We start from the raw sequence: 20983 nt of genomic DNA on the forward strand, positions 1-20983 counted from the left end.
TTTATTTATATATTATTTCTAATGTTTTTTTTGTCTCTCTTTCAAATCTGTCTCTCGCTTTAACTTCTATTATATTATAGCCGAGCGACAAGAGCAATTCTTCGTTGAAAATGCCTTTTTCATCTGTAAATATCTGTCTATCATTTAAGAATAATTTGGAGATATTTTTTGTTGTCCCCTGCACTTCTATAAATGATTGATTTATAACCTCTCCGTTTTTCGGCGATGTTATTTCAATTTTTGGTCCTGTTATGAAATCTTTAACCTCATAATAAGAATAGCCGGCGACTATTATGAATAATATAGAGCCGATTATCCCTTGTGTAATCAGTTTGTCTTTATTCCCCGTCATTTTTCTTTTTATTGTTTAAGCTATTGTTAGTCATCATTTTTAGGCTCCTCATATATCTCTCTTGGTTTTGAACCGTCAGCCGGACCTACAACCCCCCGCTCTTCTAATATATCAAGTAATCGCGCCGCTCTGGCATAGCCTACTTTTAATTTTCTCTGCAAATATGACGATGAAGCTTTTCCAGCTTCTATTACAATCTCTCTTGCCTCCTCATATAGCTCGTCATCGTCTCCTGTGTTTGTTTCGTCATCAAATTTTTGGTTGAAAATGGAATTTTGTTCACTCTCGGCTCCGAAAAGGTTTAAAGATTGCGGACCATCAGCCGGCGGGTAATCTTCATACCGGTCTTTGAGGAATTTTACAACTTTCTTTACTTCGTTTTCTGAGATAAACGGTGATTGTATTCGTCTTGGTTTTGCCATATCGCTTGCCAAGTAGAGCATATCGCCGGATCCTAGGAGTTTTTCCGCGCCTGACATATCAAGGATTGTTCGGGAGTCAATTTGAGAAGCTACTTGGAGGGCTATACGAGACGGTATATTCGCTTTGATAAGTCCGGTTATAACTTCCACAGACGGCCTTTGGGTTGATATTACCAAATGTATGCCTACCGCTCTGGACATTTGAGCGAGCCTTACTATGGCAGACTCAAGTTCTCTTGGATAACTTGTCATTATATCGGCAAGCTCATCTACTATCACTACTATATAAGGCAGAGTTTCTGGCTTGTCGCTCGCATTTTCTTCATTCTCGTCAGATTCGGATACTCTTTTTTGGTTCTCTTTAACATATGGCGCCAGTATATTTTTATGATAAGACTGGATATCGCGCGTGCTGTATTTTTCTAAGATGTCGTACCTCCTGTCCATTTCTCTTGCTGCCCATCTTAAGGCTAGAATGGCTTTTTTTGCGTCTGTTACTACGGGTGTAAGAAGATGCGGTATGTTGTTATAGAGTGTTAATTCAACCCTCTTTGGGTCTACCATTATAAGTTTAAGATTTTCCGGGGAGTTTCTGTAAAGAAGTGAAGTTATAAGCGCGTGTATCATTACTGATTTTCCCGCTCCGGTTGCTCCTGCAATAAGTATGTGAGGCATTTTTGCCAAATTTGAGAAAAATGCTTTTCCTGAGACGCCTCTTCCTAGTGCGAAAAGAAGCGGGTAGGGAGAGTTTTGGTATTCGTCATCTTTCAGAAGTGAAGCTAACCCGACAATAGCTTTGATGGTGTTTGGGATCTCTATGCCGACAAGTGATTTTCCCGGGATCGGGGCTTCTATGCGGATTGGATACGCGGCCAAAGATAGAGACAGGTCATTTTGAAGAGCGACAATTTTTGAGAGTTTGACTCCTTCTGCCGGCTTAAGTGTGTATTGGGTTACAGATGGACCTATTGATATTTCGCCCATTTCTGTCTCAATTCCGAAGTTTTGAAGGGTTCTTTTTATGATATTGGAATTCGCTTTTGTATCTCCGACCGCCGGTTTACCTTTATCATTTTCAAGAAGCGAGATTGGCGGAGGCGAGAACACTATCCCTGAACGTGAGCCTGATTCTATGATAAGCTCAGAACCCTCATCTAATGCCCCTTTTTTACTTGTCATTTTATCTTTTACAGCAATGACTGCTCCTTTTAATTTTTCTTCTAATTTAGAGGTTGAACTTCCAACTGGACTTAGAGGCTGAATCTCCAAGTTTTTGCCTTCTTCCGGTTCTTCATCTTCTGCTTCATATTCGTCTTCATCGGTTTCTATTTGTGATTTTTCGTAATCATTTTTTTTATTAAAAATTGGCCACTTTAAGAAATTTGGCCAGCTGAGTTTGAGTCTCATATTAAACATAACAAGAAGCGAGATTATAAGAATTGCAAAAAGAATTATGAGGCTCACCCAAAAGTCAAAAAGTTTTATAAGCGGGAAGGAAATTATTTTTCCCACAAAGCCTCCTGATTCTCCGTCTTTGAGGATGATGTCTGTAATGCCTAAGCTTGAGATAAAAAAGAATACGCTACTGATAAGTGTTGCAAGCATAAAATTCGGCCTGAATGATGTCAGGAAAGATACTCCTGTTAAGAAAAAAGAAATAGGCAAAAGGAAAAATCCTCCGCCAAAAAGAAACTCAAAAAATTTGAATACTGACTCGCCGACCATGCCTGCTTTTCCCATTGCTGACAGCGTAAGAAACAGAGCAAGGACAAATGAGATTATTGCGAGGATGGAATGTTTTGTTTCTTCTTTTATTCCTGAATGCCATTTGTCGGTATTATTATTTTTTTTACTCTTTTTTGCCATGGTGACATTATAAAGCGAAAAGCAAAAAGCGTGAAGCGGAAAACTTTACCCCCGTCGCTCGCGCCTGCCTACCGGCAGGTAGGAGCGACGGGGGTTTACTTTTTTCTGTTTAAGTTTTAAGTTTAAGTTATGGCAAATGAAGAGACTTACAATTATCTGACGGATAGGGTTGGGAAGATCACAAGCGCCTTATACAAGGTGACGGATTTTATGTCTGATAAAGAGCCTCTCAAGTGGTCTTTAAGAGGCGCTTCAGTCAACATTTTGATAAATGTTGTCTCTTTGAAAGATAAAGACTCTCAAGGCAAGATAACTTCTTTTGCAGAGATATTTGAATCTTTAAATAAGGTTATCCATATGCTTGATATCGCAAGTATTAGCAGTTTTATAGCCGGTTTGAATTTTGAAATTCTAAAGAGAGAATATGAGAAAATAGGAGAGCTTATAGAGACCGATAAGAAAGAAGAAATACTATTTTCTGATAAGCTGTTTCCTGAGTTGACCGATAGTGTTCATAAGGATAAATATTTTAATAAAGGACAAACAGACATTCATAATGGACAGTATAAAGGACAAGCATTGGATAAAGGACAGGGCTTATATAAAGGACATAGCTATAAAGGACAAGGACAAAATATGTCCGTTATGAATAGTTATTATGGTGTAGGGGGTATTCAAGATAAGCAACGCTTAGGCAGTAAGAATAGTGGCCTTAATCAAAATAAAAATATATCTAATAATAATGAAAATATTATTAATAAAAATCAGTTTATAGACAGTCAAAAGGACGCTCAATTAAGGGATATCATTGATTTTATTAAGAAGAATGGACATGTAACTATAAAGGACATCTCTTCTAATTTTCCGAAGATGAGCCAGAAGACGATACAAAGAAGATTGCTTTATGTGGTAGATAATGGACTCTTGGAAAAAGAAGGTGACAAACGCTGGAGAAGGTATTTTGTAAAAAAATAAAATAGTCAATCCGCCACGGCGGATTGACTATTTTTTTACAGAATCCTCCTTGTTTTGTGGTAACTTGGAGTAGTCTTTACAACATTATAATATATGGTCCTGTCTACGTTTTTATTGACTTTAAGAGGGGTGAAAATATATACTTTAATATACCTTATATACAGGCTTAGGGTCATTGGCCCGGCTTATTTATTATAAGGGCTAGAGTTATCCACATTATAATTTTGAAAGAGATACTTGACGATTTATAATGTGTTTAAGTTAGATGATTTGATTTGACTGCGCGCCTTTTTATTGTAGCATCGGGTTTAGTAAGTCTGAGTGAAAGAGGGCACATTGAAAACAAAATATTTACGGATGAAAAGATTGAAATTCAGGTCAGTTAAAAAGTTTATTTTATTGTAATTTCTCCTTGCATCTTTTCGTCTGAAAAGACGACCTGGTGTCGGGGTTAATTAAATTAGTAATTATTAGTTTAGTAGTTGCATAGAATTATTTAGGAACTGTCGAACTTAAATTTCTCTATGCTTATGATAATTTTGTGAATGTTTTATTGACTCACGTAAACTCGTTAATCCGTTAATACGGAGCGAAGCGCGACGAGATAAAGTACAACGAGATTATTAATTAGAAACAATTTATGAGTAGATTTAAGAAATCTAGATTGAGTAAAATAGTTTCTGTAACTTTAGGTCTTACGACTGCTGTTATGATGTTTGGCGGAGTATTGGTTACTCCAGCAAGCGCGGCAACAGTTGAAGAACTTCAGGCGCAGATCGCAACTCTTCTTGCTCAGATCCAAGCTTTACAGAGTCAGATGTCTGGCATCTCAGGCGGGTCTGTTGCTACAGGAACAGTTTGCGGATTCACATTCGGTGCGAATTTGAAGCAGGGTGATACAGGGTCAGATGCTATGAATCTTCAAAAGGTTCTTAACTCAGATCAAGCAACACAAGTTGCTTCAAGTGGAGTTGGCTCAACAGGGAACGAATCATCGTATTTCGGTTCTTTGACAAAGTCAGCTGTTATCAAATTCCAAAACAAATACGCTTCTGATGTTTTGACCCCAGTTGGTCTTACAACAGGAACAGGTTATGTTGGTCCTTCCACTAGAGCTAAGTTAAATGCTCTCTTTGGAACATGTGCGCCAACTACACCTCCAACAACAGGCGAAGACACAACACCTCCACCAACTTCAGTTGGTACAGGACTTACAGTATCTTCTGTCGCTCAACCAACAGCATCACTTGCAGTTGAGAGCGCAGCAAGACTTCCATTCACTAAAGTTGCTTTGACAGCTTCAGCAGATGGAGACGTTACTGTAAATTCAATCCTTGTTGAAAGAACAGGTTTGGCGCAAGACGCTGTTTTTGCCGGAATCGTCCTTTTGGATGAGAACGGAAATCAGATCGGTATCGCTAAGACTTTGAACTCAGTTCACCAGGCAACAGTAGGAGATCCTTTTGTTGTTAAGGCTGGACAGACAAGAACAGTTACAATCGCTGGAAATATGCTAGCAAGCCTAGACAGCTACGCTGGTCAGGTTGCATTCCTTTCAGTTGTTAAAGTAAATACTTCAGCTAATGTATCAGGAGCGCTTCCTATTACAGGCGCTGGACACACAATAAACATTAATCTTGCAATAGGTTCAGCTACTCCTGCAGTAGGAGGACTTGATCCTAATGCAAGCGCAAGCAAGCCAATCGGTACAACCGGTTATACTTTCGCTTCAGTTAAGGTTACATCTGGTTCAGCTGAGAAAATTCGTTTGAATTCTATCAGATGGAATCAGTCAGGTTCAGTCGGTTCTACAGACTTGGAGAATTTGAAGACTTATGTTGACGGTACAGCTTATGACGTAGTCGCAAGCTCAAATGGTCAATATTACACTACAAACTTCGGCTCAGGAATCGTTATTGATAAAGGTTCTTCAAAAGAAGTCTCTATCAAAGGTGATATCGCAGGTGGTTCAGGAAGAACAATAATATTTGATATCTACAAGAATACTGATATCAATGTAACAGGCGAGACATTCGGTTATGGAATCACTCCTTCAGGAGAGACTACAGCTACAGCAGCTGACACTTCATCACAATTCACTACAGGAACACCATGGTTTGATGGTTCTAAAGTGACAGTATCAGCTGGAACTCTTAATGTTCAGAAGGCTACTACAGTAGAAGCTCAGAACATTGCAGAGAACGTAACTGATCAGCCTCTTGGCGGTTTCTTGGTAGAAGCTAAGGGTGAAGAAATTTCTGCTGCAAGCTTGGTATTCCATTTCACAATTGCTACAACATCAGGTTCAGCGCAAAGCGTTGCAGACGTCACTAATATTACTTTGGTTGATGAAAACGGCAGCATAGTTGCTGGTCCTGCAGACGGAGCAACAGTGGGACTTTCAGGCGGTACAGTTACATTCTCTGATACAGTTACATTCCCAATCGGTAAACACCTTTACCAATTGAAAGGTAAGATAGGAACTGATTTCGCTAATAACGACACAATTCAGGCTTCTACTACACCTTCAACAGATTGGACGACTGTTACAGGTCAGGTTACTGGAAACAGTATTACACCTTCACCTACATCAGCAGTTGTAGCTAATACAATGACTGTTAAGGCGTCATCATTGACAATTTCCGTATCACCGGATCCAGCTGCTCAGACAGTTGTTGCCGGAGGTACATTCACTTTTGCTAATTATTACTTTGATACAACTGCTTCAGGTGAAGACATCAAGATGTCAACATTGCCTCTAGCTTACGGTGTGTCAGGTGACGGTTCAGCAACAAACCTTACAAGCTGTGCTTTGTATGACGGCGCTTCACAGATAACAACAGGTTCAAATGTTGTTAATCCTTCAGCTGCCGGTTCTTCAACATCATTCACTATTGATGGATCAGGACTTGTAATTCCTAAAGGAACAGTTAAGACAGTTTCATTGAAATGTGATATAGCTGGAAATGCCACAGGTATGTACCTATGGGGAATTGATTCAGCAGCCACATTTGCAGGAACAGGCTTAACATCAAATCAGTCAGTTACTCCTACAGCTACAGACGCGAATGGTCAGTTGATAACACTGGCTTCAAGCGGATCATTCACAGTAGCCCTTGATACTGGTAAGAGCCCTTCATCTAAAGCTGCGGCTGTAGCCGGTTCAACAGGTAATACTGTAGGTGTATTGAAGTTCCATGCTACAAACGAAGCAATTGATATTACTAGAGTTGCTCTACAGATAACATCTGCTTCAACATCTAGAAATGACATTGTAAGAGTTACATTGCATGACTACGATTCAGGTGCGCAGGTTGGCGAAGCATTCTTCACGACTGCTAACAACGCAACATCAACATTAACAAGCGCTTTCAGAATTCCAAAAGATTCTGATAAGTATATGACAGTTAAAGCTGATCTTGCTACAATCGGCACAACAGGTCTTGGTACACAAGGTCACTTGGTAACAGTTGATTATGACGGCACTGATTCAACTGGTACAAGAGGTACAGGTGTAAATTCAGGCTCTACAATCAACACAGGTTCAACAGCTGACTCAGCTGTAAATGGTTTGAGGATGTTCAAATCTCTACCTACAGTTGCTAAGGTATCTGTTCCTACAAATAGCTTAAGCAATGGTACAAAGACACTTCTACGATTCAAGGTTACTGCTGATTCAGCAGGCGATGTTGGATTGTATAAGTTCACTGTCCAGGTTTCTACAACAACTGCTGTTGTAACAAACTTAAACGCTTATGGTTATACTGACGCCGCATTCTCAAATCCAGTATCAGGTGTTAATGCCGGAGGTAAGTTGATGAACAGCGATAAAGCTTCATTTGCTAACAACGCAGACATTAATGTCGTTATGGATAATGCAGGTACAGCTACTAACATTCAAATTCCAGCAGGTCAGACACGATACTTTGAGGTTACTGCCACTGTTGCAAGTTCAGCAGCTGGAGCATCAGTATCAACACAACTACAAGGTGACGCCGCATACCCTCAGCTTCTTAGCTACATGGGTGACGTTACTCTAGTTGACGATGACGCTGGTTCAAATGATGACTTTATCTGGTCACCAAATGCAACTACAACTTCAGCCAATGCGCATGCAGACTGGATAAACGGTTACAACGTAATCGGTCTTCCAGGAGCAAACTTGACTGCGGAAGTATTGTCACAATAATCTAACCTCTTGTGATCAGCCTTAGGCTGATGGTTAGTCAAAAGCCCCCTTTCTCGAAAGAGATCGGGGGCTTTTGCTATTTAAATCAAATCCAAGGGGTCCCCTTGGATTTGATTGAATTTGATTTTAGAGTGAGATTTTAATTGACGAGTTTGTATTTTATCAGAATTTTGTTAAAATATAGCTACCTATTATTAAATAGTATCCAATCTAACGTCCAAGGTGTCACCTTGGACTTGGATTATTAAAAAATAGAATCATATGAAAAATAAGTATATATTAATAATTACTATTTTGATAATCGTGGCTGGCGCTGGTTTTTATGCTTGGCGCGATCTAAATAAATTACCACCACCACTAATCCAAGGGGCCCCCTTGGATTCTGAAAATAGTAGCAATTTAGGTCAAATTAGCGAGAAAATGCCAGATCTAGACAGAGATTTCTATTTTAAAGACAGTCTTCCTTCTGACGTTAAAGAGATTTATATATCAAAGATAAATACTACAATAGATGAGATTAAAGAAAATGCTGATTTTATTGATAATTGGCTTGTTTTAGGCGTTTATTTAAAGGCCATAGGGGATTATAGCGCCGCAGAAGATATGTGGCAGTATGCAGGCGTATTAAGGCCATTAAACTCTACCTCTTTTGCTAACCTAGGTAACTTATATACTTATGAGCTAAAAGATTATCAAAAGGCTGAAGTAAATTTTAAGAAAGCACTAGCCAATGACCCTTCAAAGATTTATATTTACACTAATTTCTATGAGCTTTATAAATATGGTATGAAAGATGATGCAAAGGCAAAAGCCATCTTAGAGGAGGGTATAGCCTCTAATCCGGACACTTCCGATGACCTAAAGTCCCTTTTCTCCATGCCTATCCAAGGGGTCCCCTTGGATTAATTTAGAATGAGAGTTATAATTGTTAACACATGGAACGTAAAATCCAATTTTCTATAGGTGAATTTTATCATATTTATAATAGAGGAAATGATAAAAGAGGTATATTTTTAAATGGTTCTGACTTTGAAAGATTTATGAAGCTTTTGTTTGTCTGCAATAATAATAAATCTGTTGTATTTAAGATTATCCAAGGGGTCCCCTTGGATAGGATTGATAGAGGGGAAACATTAGTGGATATTGGGGTTTATTGCTTGATGCCGAATCATTTCCATATACTAGTTAGAGAAAAGACCGAAGGAGGGATAACTAAGTTTTTGGGTAAGTTATCCACAGGGTATTCTATGTATTTTAATAAAAAGAATGAGAGGACAGGGAAGCTTTTTGAGGGAGTTTTTAAGGCCACCCATGTGGATAATGATGAATATTTGAAGTATTTATTCGCTTATATCCACTTAAATCCTGTTAAATTGATCGATCCGGAGTGGAAAGAAAAGGGCATTTCTGACATAGAGAAGACAAAAGAGTATTTAAATAGCTATAAATATTCAAGTTATCTTGATTATATTGGGCAAAACAGGGAAGAAGCAGTGATCCTGAACAAAAGTGAGTTTCCGGAGTATTTTGTTGATTTTAAGGAATTCGATGATTTTATAAGTGAATGGTTAAAGTATCAAACTAAAAAGGTGACACTTTAAGACTATCCAAGGGGACCCCTTGGATAGGATTTGGATAGGATTGATATAAAAGATTTGAAGGTTTGGTTAATTTGGGGTAGGATGAATGTATATGAATACTTTATTTAGTTTTTTAAAGTCTAGGAAGTTTATAATTACAATTATAATTATTTTCTTTCTATTTTTTGTTGTAGGGTATGTGGCTGGAACCATGGTCTCTTATGATGAGAAATGGCCGGGGGCTGGCCCGACGTTTTTAGATGCGCTAAAGCCTTTTTAATAATCGAATTTAAAATTATGGAAAATCAAACATTATTTAAGAAAATTTTAAAAATAATCATAATAGTTGCCATTCTTTTAGCAACTGCTGTTGTTGGTTATCTTGCCGGTGGCATTGTAAAATATGGTCTTGATATTCGTAAGGCTGATAAAATTACAGAAAATTTTCAAAATGCCTTAGAACAGCCGTATAAAGATGATATTTATGGTGGTAAAACACCAGAGGAAACCTGGGCTATGTATATGGGCGCTTTAAAAGAGGGCGATATCGAGCTGGCGAGTAGGTATCACAGAGTGGGGGATCAGGAGAAAGAAAGACAATTTTTACAAGAAGCCAAGAAAGATGATACCTTAAAAGTGTATCTTGGAGAACTCTCTGCGCCACTCCAAAAAGATACCTCTTTGCCAGATTTTATTTTAGCGGATAAAACTCGCGCTCATTATTTTTATATGGTTAAAGAACCAGGAACAGATGATATGATAAAAAATAGAATTGAATTCTATCTCAACCCTTATACTAAAATATGGAAAATAATAAATCTATAACAAAAATAATCAGATCATATCTTTTAGGGTTATTTATTTTATTTGTTGTTTTTTTCATTTATTTATATTTTGTAGATCATTTTGAATTTAGATATTTTATATTGCAGTTTTTCAGTGGGAAATTTGACAGCTGGATGATACGCTCATATATTGTGGGATTGATTATGCCGGGGTTATTGGATATATTTTTTATCAAACATATTATTCATATTAAATTAATTTCAACTTTAATTATTTCTGTTGCCTTATTAATTATTTTTATAAGTTTAGGCTTATTGTCAGGTTTTAATGGAGGAGAGATGATATATTTTAGTGCGCCTGTTTTGTTTTGTTTTGCCCTACTCGTGTATTTTAAACACATTAAAATAATCAAGATAATTTTAACCCCGATTATTTCTATTGTCTCTTTACTTCTTATAATTACCCTAGGTTTGTCTGCAAGTGAGACAGATATGATCGGCTTAGCGGCCGCAGTTTTATTTAATTTAATGTTACCTGTACATTTGATTTTTATTATTATATATTATTTTTTATATTATAAAGTTGATTACAGAAAAATATATAATTTAATATTTTTTAAAAAATCAATTCTAATTTTCCTCTTAATTTTTAATATTGTTGTAATCTCTTCAGTTTTTGCCTATTCGCCATACTACACTCACCCGGACTTAACAGAGGAGATTGCCAAATTTTGGAATCTAAAAAATGATAACCAGAGTCTAGGGATATCTCAAAAAGAGATAGACTGGATGAGAAAAGGTGCTATTGATGAAGATACGCCCGCTAGATGGATAAATCACTTCTATGATCCTGTTCATGAAAGTGGCTGGTCGGGGAAGCATTTCGGGGATCTTTCTGAAGAAGAAGGATTATGGGAAGGTGAATCAATGGCGCCGATGCCGGCTATTGCCTCTATAGATTGGGTAACTAACCAGGAATATCAATCGGCTTATGGCAGGCAATATGGCAATCAGACATGGCAGAAAGCGATTAATGCTTATGTAAAAGGGGATGAAAAAACTGCTTTTATCGCCTTGGGTCATATTCTTCACTTGGTGGAAGATGTGTCTGTCCCTGCCCATACAAGAGGTGATACGCATGCGGATATTCACGGAGATACTAAAGACCCTTATGAAATATATGCTCAAAATTATACTAATTTTAATAGCTTGGATATTGCGGAAAATTTAAAGAATGATAATTTAATAAATTTTTCTTCTATACAAGACGCATTTGATTATTTGGCGAATTATTCTAATAATAATTTTTTTTCAAAAGATACTATCAGTAATGAAGAGTATAATGAGCCGGATTTGAAAAATTTAATTAAAAAGACAGGCTATTTATATAATGATGAAGATACTCCTCTCACGAGTTATGAAATTAAAAAAGGTAAAATTGTATATTCCCTCAACGACTCATCCCTTATTCTCCCATCATATTTCACTCATCTCGCCCCTAAAGCAGTTCTCACCGGTGCCAGCGTCCTAGACCTATTCTTCAGGGAAGTTGAAATGTATAAAGAAAATCCGGAGTTATTGCCTGAAATAATTCCTGACTCAAATGAGGCAATATCAAGTTATATCCAGAAATCCCCTCGTTTGCTTGCTGTAAATAGTATAGGTGCTTACGATAAGGCGGTTGTTGATACAAATATTTACTTGACAAAGTCGAAAGATATTATTAATAACGCTGTTTCAGGTATCAAAAACCTCTTCTCCGGCACATCGGTGGCGCAGACTTCATCTGTGTTGAGTGCCGTGGAGAATCCAGTCGATCTTCAGATGAGGAACTCGAGTGTTCTGGAAGCTGTATTAGCACCGGCGTCGGATGTTATTAACGAAGCTGTTAACACAGCTTCGGCTTCTGTAGTATCAGCGCCGATTTTCTCATCCGCTGGCAACTTAACTTCCTTGCAAAGTCAGTTAGACAGCGCGCAAGCCATGATCAACACCCTGCAAACTCAAGCGAATAGCTTAAGTAGTAGCCCAATTGGCGCTGTCATAGCAGTATCTGCTACTCAAAATATTGCGAATAATCAAACCCCGGCAACTCAACCGACACCAATCCCCGCGCCCGGCTTCGGCGGGGGAGCACCGCCTCCAGTGGTAAAAACCATCACAACAGAAGAATCTACGAAAAATACTCAAAGTCAAACTGCGGGATATGCCAACAATAGTCAGCTAGATATATTTTTCACTGAAGATGTTGAACAAAATAATAATTCTGAAGCAGATACTGTTCCACCCGACGCACCCATCATCGCTTCGCCTTCAGATTTTTCTAAAACTTTCACAACAAGCACGATAGTCTTTCAAGGCACAGCCGAATCTTCCTCTATAATCTCGACGGATTTTGACAATGCCACTACCACAGTAGACTCAAATGGCACTTGGCAACTACCGTTAGCTTTCCCACAAGGTGCAAGTATCATCAATTTCTTCGCGACAGACACGGCAGGCAATACTTCAAGCTCGACCGAGACGTCACTCTTAGTTGACTCGGTCTCTCCTGACATCTCACTTACTGTATTAGAGTGCGAAAATTCGCTCGTCTCCACCGGTTGTCTCACTAAAAGCACAGAGTCCCATATCTCCTGGTCTTCAAGCGCTAGCGACTTGGATTACTTTACGATTAACAGTAATGGCACTTTTGCCACCACGACAGCCACTTCTACTCTTGTTTCTATGCCTGAAAACTCTCTGTTCTCGTTTAGCGTCTCGGCGCGAGATAAGGCCGGCAATAGATCCGCCACAAGCACTAGGACCATCTCAACCTTCAACTCTCCTGTGGTGATAAACGAAGTGGTTTGGGCCGGCACGGCAGACAGTCCTTCTGATGAATGGGTAGAACTTTATAACAACACAGAGTACGACATTTCGCTTGATAACTGGATACTTGAGGCAGAAGATGGCGCGCCATATATTCCACTCTCTGGAATTATAAAAGCAAAAGATTATTATCTGATTGAGCGAAGCGATGATGACACGATAAGTGACATAAAGGCGGATTTACCTGCGCCATTTAGTGGAGTTGGAAACAGCTCCGGGCTCTCCAATGGCGGTGAGGTCTTAATGCTTTCTTACAAGAAAGAAGGGAGTGCAACTACTACTGTTGATAAAACAGTATTAGAAAATAATAGAAGGGTATGGATCGGTGGATCAACTTCTAATTATCGAACAATGGAGAGAATAGATTCTCTTGTATCCGGAGAAGATGGCTCAAACTGGGGAACAAATAATCTTATAATAATAGACGGCAAAGATGCTGGCGACTTTCCCATAAAGGGAACACCGAAATCAAGAAATAGTATTTCTCATCTTATAGCCAGAGGGCAACTGTATATCACAGAAGACATAGTATTAACCAAAGAAAAAAGTCCATATCTTGTAGACAATCAATGGCAGACCTTTAGAGATGGCGCGAGTCTTACAATCGAGCCGGGGACTGTAATCAAGTTTCATGGTTCCGCTGGTTTTAAATTCCAAAATGCAAGTATTATCGCCGATGGCACACCGGACGACCCGATAGTCTTTACCAGTTTTTATGATGATGAGTATGGTGGCGATATCAACAATGATGCCACATCAACTTCTCCTACATCAGGTAGTTGGTATGGTGTAATGATTGAAGGCGATGATTCCGGTGAATCTGTCTTTGATAACGTAGTCTTTCGTTATGCCGGCGCTCCTTTCTACAAGCAATATTCTCCGCGCGCTAATTTAAAGATTGACAGCGCCTTTGCCCATGTTACCAATTCTATTTTTGAAGAATCATATCTCTCGGGATTATGGCTTTCAAATTCAGATTCTGTAATTTCAGATAATATTTTCAGGAATAATAATAAAGGTCACGATTCGTCTGCGATAAATTCAGGCGTTGTGATTGGTGAAGGCAATCCTGTTTTTAAAAATAATACAGTTAAACACAATGATAGAGGTCTTTATGTAACAGGAAACGGCATTGTTATTGATTCAAATATTTTTGATTCAAATGCAAATGAGGCTGTTTATGTGTCAGGCATTGTTCCTAAGTTTACAAATAATAGCGCTTCAGGCAACAGTGTAAACGGTATTATAATTTCTACTCATATTGCTGATCGTGGATCCACTACAACTTTAAAAGGCGATAATATTCCTTATGTGGCGAATATTAGTGATATAGATTTATTTGAAGATTCTACTCTGGTCATTGAAAGCGGCGCGGTCATTAAATCAAAAGATATTGCCTTTAGAATAAATGGTAAGCTTATAATTGAAGGGAATGAGTCAGATGATATCATCTTTACAAGTCTTTATGATGATACGATTTTTCCCGGCACCATTGTCGGCGGCACCACTACTCCGAAATTATCTCCTCAATGGAAGGGTATCCATATTTTAAAGGGCGGATTAATGAACGCTAAAGGATTTACTGTTCGTTATGCGGGTGATAATTTTTATGGAAATAGTGAGTCAGGAGTCTCTATTGAAGAGGGTAGCGCTCATATATCAGAAGCACTATTTACTAATAATTATCCATTCGGGTTGCTGTCTAAACAGTCGGAAAATTTAGTAATAGAGAATTCTGTATTTAGAGATAATAATTATAGCGGTAAGTGGGGCACGCAAGGGGCGCTTGCAATCTATAATTCTTCCACCACCTTAAATAGTCTTTTATTTGAGAATAACGCGATTGGTATTCTTGTTGACACAGCTTCAAATCTCACTGCCAGCTTAATAGAATTTATAAGCAATACCGCCAACACCAGTCCGGAAAGCTTATTTTAAGCCCCATATCAAGGACCGTCCTTGATATGGGTAGTCGTCAGATTTGTATAATAGATTTATGGGTATAAAAAGATTTATTTTTACTGTTATTTTAACGCTCGGTATTTTAGGCATCAACTTTGCTTTATTTAACGCGCCACGCGCAGAGGCAGGGGAGACGATAAATGCCGGTTTTGTGAGTGGCTTGTGGTACTCAAGTAATAATTTTTTTGCCGGTGACAATGTGCGGATCTATTCGGCTATTCAAAATAATTCCGGTTTTGACATTGTCGGCAAGATTCAATTTTTTGATAACGAGGAAATTATTGGTGGATCAGAATTTTCGGTGATAAATGGGCGGTTGGTAGAGAAGTGGACAGATTGGAGTGTGAAGGAGGGCGACCATAATATTTATATAAAATTGGTTGATACTAAAAAGGCGATTATTGGCGGCGGATTTGAGCCTGTAACTTTAACTTTTGATTCTTCCCATACTGATAAAAGGTTCATTGATTCTGACACTGATGGTGATAAGATTGGAGACGCTGTAGATACTGATGATGATAATGACGGCCTATCTGATGAGGAAGAGAAGTCGTTAGGGACGGACATTCTAAATAAAGATACAGATGGGGACGGAGTTTTTGATGGGGACGAAGTTTCAAGTGGCACTAATCCATTAGTTGCTTCTGGGAATAATACAGACGAAGAAGATCTACGTAGTTATGAAGGAGACACTAAAATAGGAGATATAAAAGATATCGCCAAGTCTGTCGGACAGAAAACAGGAGAAACTATAGACAGCATAGTAGACAACCTAAAAGACAAAAAGACGTCCGTAGATGAAGCCAATAACCAAGATAACCAAACCGGTCAGAGTAATTATTACGCGAAATTACTCTCAACCTTGATATATATCTTAGAGCACAAATGGCTTTTGGTAGCCGTATCTTTTATTCTAGCTCTGATATTAGGGAAGATGTTGAGGATAATTTAAGAGAAGACTACGGACATGGACTACGGACATGCGACGTCCGTAGTCATGATGTATACGTTTTGAAGCGGTCGTTCTACTTTGTATACTTATCTTTTTGAAAGTTTGACAAGATTTTGTCTTTGAGTATACTGATAATCATATAGTCGTAGACAGTAGGCATATCCCGATAGTCGGGAAAAATAAGCCCTGCCGAGACATTGGCCATTTTTGGCTGTTTCTTGCGACTTTTATAGGTCGTTTTTATTTTTTTAGCCACTAGTCCGCCGCGGCGGATAGCCGCTAGCGACTAGAAAATCTAACAAAAAATCGATTATTATTGGCTAAACCCTAATGGCTAAGTACTAAATTATGGCAATAACAAGACAAAAGAAAGAAGAAATATTGAAGAATATTGAAGATAAGGGTAAAAAATCCGCTTCAGCTATTTTCGTGAATTTTCACGGATTGAACGTAGCTGGAGAGACTGAGCTTAGAAGCAATCTTAGGAATAGCGGTGTTGATTATGTGGTGGCAAAGAAGACGTTGATAAGGAAGGCGTTTGGCACTCTTAAGTTAAAAGGAGAGATTCCAGAGCTTGACGGAGAAGTGGCAGTTGCCTTTGGAAAAGAAGATGCTGTCGCTCCAGCCAGAGAGGTGTTCGAATTTGGGAAAAAGCACAAGGATATGATCACAATGTTGGGAGGTATGCTTGAAGGCGAGTATATAGACGCAAATAAAGCCTTGATGCTTGCCAACATACCATCGAGAGAGGTGCTTTATGGTAAGTTCGTTAATGTTATTAATTCACCGGTTCAAGGTATGGTCGTCACTTTGAATGGAGTTATGGGTAATTTTGTGAGAGTTTTAGGTCAAATTAAAAAGTAGTTCAGAAAAATTAAAAATAATTTAAAGTAATCACGAAAAATTAAAAAGCTTATTTTCTTTAAGCCTGCCTGCCGGTAGGCAGGGACGGTCATAAAGGAAATCCTACAGAAAATAACTTTTGAATTTTTCTTAAAAAATATTATGACAGAAGAAACAAAAAAAGATGTAGTAGTGCCTTCAAAATTCAAAGAGATTGTTGAGGCGATTGAAAAGATGAGTGTTCTTGACCTTTCAGAATTAGTAAAGATATTTGAGGAGAAGTTTGGCGTATCAGCACAGGCTACTGTGGCAGTAGCTGCGCCGACAGCAGGTGGTGACGCAGGAGCCGGAGAAGAGAAAAGCTCATTCACGGTAGAGCTTAAGAGCGCCGGAGAGCAGAAAATACAAGTTATTAAGGCAGCTAAAGAGATCTTAGGTCTTGGACTTAAGGAGGCTAAAGACTTGGTTGACGGCGCTCCGGCAGTGTTGAAAGAAGGCGTTAAGAAGGAAGAAGCTGAAGAAATAAAGAAGAAATTTGAAGAAGCTGGCGCAGTTGTAGAGCTTAAATAAGCGCCTTATACTTGAAAAAACACGAGATAAGAGTTAAAATGTTCATATTATGGATATCTTAGGAACGCTTTTCGGCTCTCAAAATCGTGTAAAAATCTTACGATTGTTTTTTCTTAATACTGAAGAAATAATTGATAATAAAGAAATCTCCCGTAGGAGCAAGGTCCAACCGGCCGCTCTCCGTCGGGAGATTTCTGTTTTATCTAAGATAGGTTTTTTAAAGAAGAAAAAAATCGGCAAGGCGATAGGGTGGCAGATTGACCCTATTTTTCCGTATTTGAATCTGCTTAGAAGCTTGCTTCTTAACTCCACCGCTGTAAGCGCAGAAGATTTAGCTAAGAAACTTAAAACTGTTGGTAAGATAAAATTGATAATAATATCCGGTATTTTTATACAGAATGATGATAACAGGATTGATCTTTTGGTTGTAGGGGACTTTATAAAGAAAAATAAGATTGAGAAGACTATAAAAGATATTGAAGCCGTTGTCGGAAAAGAGCTTAAATACGCTTTTTTTGATACGGAAGAATTTCTTTATCGTATGGGCATATATGATAAGTTTGTGCGGGATATTTTGGATTACACGCATGAGAAGATTTTAAATAAACTGAACATATAATAAATGAAAGAAGATACCTTAAAAGCCGGCGAACATTCCTCATCAAAAAAGATTTTAATAGCAACCGGTATCTATCCTCCGGATATAGGCGGACCTGCAACTTATTCAAAGCAATTGTTTGACCATCTTCCTTTGCATGGGTTTAGTGTCTATATTATGAACTTCAGTGATGTCAGAAATTTGCCTCGGGTTTTGCGCCATTTTGTTTATCTTTTAAAATTACTGAAAGCTGGAAAAACCGCAGATATAATTTTTGCGCAAGATCCGGTGAGTGTCGGTTTGCCGGCATACTTGGCTTCAAAAATATTAAGAAAGAAATTTATACTTAAAGTTGTTGGTGATTATGCTTGGGAGCAGTATTGTCAGAAATTTCCAAGTTCCAAATTTCAATTTCCAAGTTTGGAAAAATTTCAAGTTGAGAGGTTTGATTTAGTCACAGAGCTTAGAAGGAAAACGCAGAGATATGTCGCTTCAAACGCGTTGAAAGTGATAGTTCCAAGTAATTATTTAAAGAAAATTGTTACAAGCTGGGGTGTTAGCGATGATAAGATTTTTATTGTCTATAATTCTTTTGACTACTCAACTATTCTTGAAAATAGGGACGAACTAAGACGCGAATATAATATAGATGGCAATATTATTGTTTCTGCGGGGAGGTTGGTCCCTTGGAAGGGATTTGACGCCCTTATTGAGACTATGCCGGATATTTTGAAAAGTAATCCGCATACTAAGCTTTTGATTATCGGAGACGGTCCGGAGAGAAAAAATCTTGATTCTAAAATTCTGGACTTTGGGATCAAGGATAATGTAATAATGCTCGGCAGGCTCTCCCATGAAGAGGTGCTTGCGTATTTAAAAGCTTCTGATATTTTTATATTAAATACCGCTTACGAAGGTTTTTCTCATCAGTTGCTTGAGGTTATGGAATCCGGTATTCCTATTATCACCACCGCTATAGGCGGAAACCGTGAGATTATAAAAGATGGAGAAAACGGTATATTTATAGAATTTAATGATAAGAAAGCAATCAAAGAATCACTGCTACGATTACTTTTTGATAAGGAGTTTGGCGGCAATCTTTCCAAAGAAGGGAAGGGAACAGTTAAAAATTTTTCAAAAGAAAGAATGATAAATGAAACTATTAAAATATTAATATAATATATATGGCAAAAAATATTTTAATGATCTCAAGGGACGACTTGATATTTAAAGACGGATCTGATGTGCGAGTTAGGATGTCTGAATATGGCACCTTGGTAAATAGGCTTGATATCATAGTATTTACTAAAAATGCGACTAACTCTAATTATAATAATCCTGTGAATATAGCAGGTAATGTATTTGCCTATGCTACTAATTCTAAGAGCAAACTATTTTATATTTCTGATGCTTTAAAAATCGCTCGTAAGCTTAAAAGGCCTGACCTTATCACAACACAAGATCCTTTTGAGGCCGGTTTTTCTGGTTGGCTTATAAAAAGAGAATTCAACACAAAATTACAAATACAAATCCATACAGATTTTCTTTCGCCATTTTTTAAGAAAGAGTCAATCTTAAATCGTATTAGAGTCGTTATCGCTAATTTTATCATCCCTCGCGCGGATTGTGTCAGAGTTGTCTCCCTGAGGATTAAGGCATCAATAAAGAAAAAATACAACATTTCTAATGTAGAAGTCTTACCGATTTTTGTTGATGTGAAAAAAATAAGAGAAGCGCCTATCATTGAAAATTTACGCAGAAAATATCCGCAATTTAATTTTATAATTCTTATGGCCGGACGCCTTAGTGTGGAGAAAAATATCCCACTGGCGCTCAGTGTTATGAAAGATATTTTCAGGAAATATCCTAAAGTGGGGCTTGTTATTGTTGGCGCCGGACCGGAAGAAAAGAAACTTAAATATAAAGCCAGAAAAATGAAAAATAATGTGATTTTTGAACCATGGAACGATAATCTTGCTTCATATTATAAAACAGCCAGTATCTTTTTGCTCACTTCCAATTATGAAGGTTTTGGCAGGACGGTTATGGAAGCTACGGCTTCTTCTTGTCCTGTTGTTATGACTGATGTCGGACTTGCGGGTGAGATTATAAAAGACGGTTATAGCGGTTTTGTCGTGCCTGTTTCAAATAGGGCGGCATTGAAAGAAGCGCTACTTAAAATGATCAATGATAAATTGCTTTTCAGCGATCTCGTTGTAAGCGCTGAATATATGGCCGCTGTTTTGTTTGATAAAAAAGAGTATCTGGATGTTTGCAAAAGATTATGGGAAGAATGCGCATCCTAAATTTTTCTTGCTATTGCAATAAAGTTTGAATATCCGCTTTTTCTTTTTATTTCTTCAATCCTTTTTATTTTAAAATCGTTTTTTTCTAGTAATCGGCATAAATCTTTTTTGGTGAAAGCATGAAGGAAACGAGATTTTCTGTATTTATTGAAATTTAAATATATATCTTTAAAATCAAGTTTGGAAAGATCGAATATCTTTAAGAAAGCATATTTTATAATTAGAGGAATAAACTTTTTTTGCCATAAATTCCAGACTGATATGACTAATATGCCATCGTTTTTTAATACTCGGCGAGCTTCTTTTATAAATTGTTCTCTCAGTTTAGCGGATGGAATATGATGAAGTACGGCAAACGAAAATATGGTATCGAACAAATTGTCATCAAAAGGCAGATTTATCCCTTCTGTTTTAATAAATGTCGCTTTTGTGCCGTATCTCTCCCGAGCTATTTTAAGCAGCTCAAGAGATGTATCGCTCCCTGTGTAATGAATATTTTTATCCGCAAGTTGCTCAAAAAAACGGCCGTTCCCGCAGCCGAGGTCAAGTATTTTATCATTCTCTTTTATTAACCCTTTTATGAAGTTTAATTCCTCCCAAAACATTGTTCTCGTATTGGAAAAATCCTTTGCTATCTTGTCGTAATTAGCTATTGATTCGGCTAAAATTTCTTTTGCTATTTCTTCTTTCATTGTTTATAGTATAGCTAAAT

Annotated in this window: 15 protein-coding genes; 12 read left to right on the forward strand and 3 right to left on the reverse strand. The window is 37.8% G+C overall.

Features of this window, described 5'->3' with window-relative positions:
• Window position 1: 1 nt before the first annotated feature.
• Both NUV40_01150 and NUV40_01155 read right to left on the reverse strand, forming a co-directional pair.
• The gene (locus NUV40_01150; GenBank protein ID MCR4342492.1) at window positions 2-352 is read right to left on the reverse strand and encodes a hypothetical protein; all 351 of its coding nucleotides are present in this window, start codon (window positions 350-352) and stop codon (window positions 2-4) included.
• A gap of 26 nt (window positions 353-378) precedes the next feature.
• The gene (locus NUV40_01155; GenBank protein MCR4342493.1) at window positions 379-2640 is read right to left on the reverse strand and encodes a DNA translocase FtsK; all 2262 of its coding nucleotides are present in this window, start codon (window positions 2638-2640) and stop codon (window positions 379-381) included.
• Window positions 2641-2769: 129 nt separating this feature from the next.
• On the opposite strand from NUV40_01155, the gene NUV40_01160 reads away from it, so the two are divergent.
• From NUV40_01160 to NUV40_01215, 12 genes are all read left to right on the forward strand, one after another.
• Window positions 2770-3615: an ArsR family transcriptional regulator gene (locus NUV40_01160; GenBank protein MCR4342494.1), complete on the forward strand. Its 846-nt coding sequence runs from the start codon at window positions 2770-2772 to the stop codon at window positions 3613-3615.
• A 640-nt stretch (window positions 3616-4255) separates the two neighbouring features.
• Window positions 4256-7804 (forward strand): peptidoglycan-binding protein, encoded by a 3549-nt coding sequence (locus tag NUV40_01165; protein ID MCR4342495.1) that lies wholly within the window; start codon window positions 4256-4258, stop codon window positions 7802-7804.
• 261 nt (window positions 7805-8065) lie between these two features.
• The gene (locus NUV40_01170) at window positions 8066-8710 is read left to right on the forward strand and encodes a hypothetical protein (protein ID MCR4342496.1); all 645 of its coding nucleotides are present in this window, start codon (window positions 8066-8068) and stop codon (window positions 8708-8710) included.
• 29 nt (window positions 8711-8739) lie between these two features.
• The gene (locus tag NUV40_01175; protein ID MCR4342497.1) at window positions 8740-9405 is read left to right on the forward strand and encodes a transposase; all 666 of its coding nucleotides are present in this window, start codon (window positions 8740-8742) and stop codon (window positions 9403-9405) included.
• Between the two features lie 276 nt (window positions 9406-9681).
• Window positions 9682-10209: a hypothetical protein gene (locus NUV40_01180; protein ID MCR4342498.1), complete on the forward strand. Its 528-nt coding sequence runs from the start codon at window positions 9682-9684 to the stop codon at window positions 10207-10209.
• Complete coding sequence (locus tag NUV40_01185) at window positions 10188-14978, forward strand: lamin tail domain-containing protein (GenBank protein ID MCR4342499.1); 4791 nt, start codon at window positions 10188-10190, stop codon at window positions 14976-14978. The genes NUV40_01180 and NUV40_01185 overlap by 22 nt, the downstream gene beginning before the upstream one ends.
• A gap of 58 nt (window positions 14979-15036) precedes the next feature.
• Complete coding sequence (locus NUV40_01190) at window positions 15037-15954, forward strand: hypothetical protein (GenBank protein ID MCR4342500.1); 918 nt, start codon at window positions 15037-15039, stop codon at window positions 15952-15954.
• A gap of 348 nt (window positions 15955-16302) precedes the next feature.
• Window positions 16303-16818, forward strand: coding sequence for a 50S ribosomal protein L10 (rplJ, locus tag NUV40_01195; GenBank protein MCR4342501.1), 516 nt, complete (start codon window positions 16303-16305; stop codon window positions 16816-16818).
• A 141-nt stretch (window positions 16819-16959) separates the two neighbouring features.
• Window positions 16960-17367 carry a 50S ribosomal protein L7/L12 gene (gene rplL, locus NUV40_01200; GenBank protein MCR4342502.1) on the forward strand — a complete coding sequence of 136 codons (408 nt, stop codon included), beginning with the start codon at window positions 16960-16962 and terminating at the stop codon, window positions 17365-17367.
• A 49-nt stretch (window positions 17368-17416) separates the two neighbouring features.
• Window positions 17417-17986, forward strand: a complete 570-nt coding sequence (locus NUV40_01205; protein MCR4342503.1) for a hypothetical protein — start codon at window positions 17417-17419, stop codon at window positions 17984-17986.
• A gap of 3 nt (window positions 17987-17989) precedes the next feature.
• Window positions 17990-19144, forward strand: a complete 1155-nt coding sequence (locus NUV40_01210; protein MCR4342504.1) for a glycosyltransferase family 4 protein — start codon at window positions 17990-17992, stop codon at window positions 19142-19144.
• 5 nt (window positions 19145-19149) lie between these two features.
• A complete protein-coding gene (locus NUV40_01215; GenBank protein MCR4342505.1) occupies window positions 19150-20271 on the forward strand; it encodes a glycosyltransferase family 4 protein in 1122 nt (373 codons plus the stop codon).
• Here NUV40_01215 and NUV40_01220 read toward each other — a convergent pair.
• Entirely contained in the window at window positions 20268-20963 is a 696-nt protein-coding gene (locus NUV40_01220) for a class I SAM-dependent methyltransferase (GenBank protein ID MCR4342506.1), read from the reverse strand. The genes NUV40_01215 and NUV40_01220 overlap by 4 nt on opposite strands.
• Window positions 20964-20983 lie beyond the last annotated feature (20 nt).

The sequence above is a fragment of the Patescibacteria group bacterium genome (assembly GCA_024654625.1).
GTDB lineage: Bacteria > Patescibacteriota > Minisyncoccia.

Excerpts from the sequence above, each read along its gene's own strand:
- NUV40_01150 (MCR4342492.1), bottom strand. The coding sequence starts at position 352 with ATGACGGGGAATAAAGACAAACTGATTACACAAGGGATAATCGGCTCT.
- NUV40_01155 (MCR4342493.1), bottom strand. The coding sequence starts at position 2,640 with ATGGCAAAAAAGAGTAAAAAAAATAATAATACCGACAAATGGCATTCA.
- NUV40_01160 (MCR4342494.1), top strand. The coding sequence starts at position 2,770 with ATGGCAAATGAAGAGACTTACAATTATCTGACGGATAGGGTTGGGAAG.
- NUV40_01165 (MCR4342495.1), top strand. The coding sequence starts at position 4,256 with ATGAGTAGATTTAAGAAATCTAGATTGAGTAAAATAGTTTCTGTAACT.
- NUV40_01170 (MCR4342496.1), top strand. The coding sequence starts at position 8,066 with ATGAAAAATAAGTATATATTAATAATTACTATTTTGATAATCGTGGCT.
- NUV40_01175 (MCR4342497.1), top strand. The coding sequence starts at position 8,740 with ATGGAACGTAAAATCCAATTTTCTATAGGTGAATTTTATCATATTTAT.
- NUV40_01180 (MCR4342498.1), top strand. The coding sequence starts at position 9,682 with ATGGAAAATCAAACATTATTTAAGAAAATTTTAAAAATAATCATAATA.
- NUV40_01185 (MCR4342499.1), top strand. The coding sequence starts at position 10,188 with ATGGAAAATAATAAATCTATAACAAAAATAATCAGATCATATCTTTTA.
- NUV40_01190 (MCR4342500.1), top strand. The coding sequence starts at position 15,037 with ATGGGTATAAAAAGATTTATTTTTACTGTTATTTTAACGCTCGGTATT.
- rplJ (MCR4342501.1), top strand. The coding sequence starts at position 16,303 with ATGGCAATAACAAGACAAAAGAAAGAAGAAATATTGAAGAATATTGAA.
- rplL (MCR4342502.1), top strand. The coding sequence starts at position 16,960 with ATGACAGAAGAAACAAAAAAAGATGTAGTAGTGCCTTCAAAATTCAAA.
- NUV40_01205 (MCR4342503.1), top strand. The coding sequence starts at position 17,417 with ATGGATATCTTAGGAACGCTTTTCGGCTCTCAAAATCGTGTAAAAATC.
- NUV40_01210 (MCR4342504.1), top strand. The coding sequence starts at position 17,990 with ATGAAAGAAGATACCTTAAAAGCCGGCGAACATTCCTCATCAAAAAAG.
- NUV40_01215 (MCR4342505.1), top strand. The coding sequence starts at position 19,150 with ATGGCAAAAAATATTTTAATGATCTCAAGGGACGACTTGATATTTAAA.
- NUV40_01220 (MCR4342506.1), bottom strand. The coding sequence starts at position 20,963 with ATGAAAGAAGAAATAGCAAAAGAAATTTTAGCCGAATCAATAGCTAAT.